The sequence below is a fragment of the Mesorhizobium sp. M7A.F.Ca.CA.003.01.2.1 genome, assembly GCF_003998945.1.
In the GTDB taxonomy this organism is placed as follows: Bacteria; Pseudomonadota; Alphaproteobacteria; order Rhizobiales; family Rhizobiaceae; genus Mesorhizobium; species Mesorhizobium ciceri.
In genome coordinates this window covers 1-1,984 of record NZ_RZRA01000993.1, presented here as the reverse complement: position 1 = coordinate 1,984, position 1,984 = coordinate 1, and the positions used below count along the sequence as shown (strand labels likewise).

Sequence of the window (1,984 nt, the reverse complement as noted above, 5' to 3'; positions counted from 1 at the left end):
GTGCCAGCGTCGCCATGGCGACGCTGGCACTGGCGCCCTATCATGACGGGCCGCGCGCGCATTACGTCTCCAACATAGACGGCGCCCATATCCACGACACGCTGAAGGGCCTCTCCGCCGAGACCACGCTTTTCATCATCGCTTCCAAGACCTTCACCACCGTCGAGACGATGACCAATGCGCAGACGGCGCGCGACTGGGTGGAGAAGGCGCTCGGCAAGGAAGCGGTCGGCAAGCATTTCGCCGCCGTCTCGACCGCGCTCGACCTGGTGGCCAAGTTCGGCATCGCGCCCGATCGCGTCTTCGGCTTCTGGGACTGGGTCGGTGGCCGCTATTCGCTCTGGGGTGCCATCGGCCTGCCGGTGATGATCGCTGTCGGCCCGCGGAATTTTCGCGCCTTCCTTGATGGCGCGCATGAGATGGACGAGCATTTCCGCACCGCGCCGGTGCAGGAGAACCTGCCGGCGCTGCTGGGACTGGTCGGCTGGTGGCATCGCGTGATCTGCGGTTACCCGGCGCGCGCCGTCATCCCTTACGACCAGCGCCTGTCCAGGCTGCCGGCCTATTTGCAGCAGCTTGACATGGAATCGAACGGCAAGAGCGTCACCCTCGAAGGCACGGCGGTGACGACGCCGACCGGACCGCTGGTCTGGGGTGAGCCCGGCACCAACGGCCAGCATGCCTTCTTCCAGCTGCTGCACCAGGGCACCGATTTCATCCCGGTCGAATTCCTTGCCGCGGCCGTCGGCCACGAGCCCGATCTCAAGCACCAGCATGATCTGCTGCTCGCCAACTGCCTGGCGCAGTCGGAAGCGCTGATGAAGGGCCGCACGCTGGACGAGGCGCGCGCCCAGATGCTGGCCAAGGGCATGAAGCCGGCCGAGGTCGACAAGATCGCGCCGCACCGCGTCTTCTCGGGTAACCGTCCCTCGGTCACCATCCTCTACAGAAAGCTCGACCCGCGCACCTTCGGCCGGCTGATCGCGCTCTACGAGCACCGCGTCTTCGTCGAGGGCACGCTGTTCAACATCAACTCCTTCGATCAGTGGGGCGTCGAACTCGGCAAGGAACTGGCCACCGGCCTGTTGCCTGTCGTGGAGGGCAAGGAAAGTGCCGCCAATCGGGATGCATCGACCGCTGGCCTTGTGGGATTCATCCAGCATTTGCGTGGCTCGGAGTGAAAAGCTTGGCAGACATCAAGGGAATATTGTTCGACAAGGACGGCACGCTTGTCGACTTCAACGCCACCTGGCTCGGCGTTGCCGACTTCATGGCCATGGATGCGTCGGAAGGCGATCGCTGGAAAGCCGACAGGCTGCTGGCCGCTGCCGGCTTCGATTTCGCCAACAAGCGTTTCAAGCCGGACTCCATCTTTGCCTCCGGCACCAATCTCGACGTCGTCGAATTGTGGTTCCCACGCCTGTCCAACGAGGATCAGATGCTTGCGGTTGCCCGCTTCAACGAGATCACCTCCGTACAAGGCTCGGCGATGGCCGTGGCGCTGCCGGGCATCGTCGATACGCTGACGGCACTGCACAGGAAATCCTACCGGCTTGGCGTCGCCACCAACGATTCGACCAGCGGCGCGGAAAAGACGCTGGTCACGCTCGGCGTCGCTCAATTGTTCGACGCGGCCTATGGCTACGACGCGGTGGCCAATCCGAAGCCGGCGCCCGACACCATCCAGGCCTTTAGCGATCTCACCGGCCTCAAGCCGGCGGAAATCGCCATGGTCGGCGACAACCGGCACGACCTCGAAATGGCACGTGCCGGCGGCTGCGGGCTGGCGGCCGGCGTGCTCTCCGGCACCGGCACCCGCGAATCGCTGGCCGGCATTGCCGATGTGGTTCTGGATTCGGTCGCCGACCTGCCGGATTTTCTCTCGGCGCGGGTCAGGGAGACGATCTGACGGGAAAGGCTAGGTCAAACTCGATTCACCTCGGGATTTTCTGCCAATGGCCGAGATGGGGGAGCAGTCCATGGA

The 1,984-nt window shown here is 64.3% G+C and carries 2 protein-coding genes; both read left to right on the top strand.

The window, feature by feature from the left end; genetic code table 11:
- Positions 1 to 1,181 (top strand): glucose-6-phosphate isomerase (pgi, locus tag EN969_RS28745; protein ID WP_127419611.1); only part of this gene is annotated, 1,181 nt, incomplete at its 5' end.
- A 5-nt stretch (positions 1,182 to 1,186) separates the two neighbouring features.
- A complete protein-coding gene (locus EN969_RS28740; RefSeq protein ID WP_127419610.1) occupies positions 1,187 to 1,909 on the top strand; it encodes an HAD family hydrolase in 723 nt (240 codons plus the stop codon).
- Positions 1,910 to 1,984 lie beyond the last annotated feature (75 nt).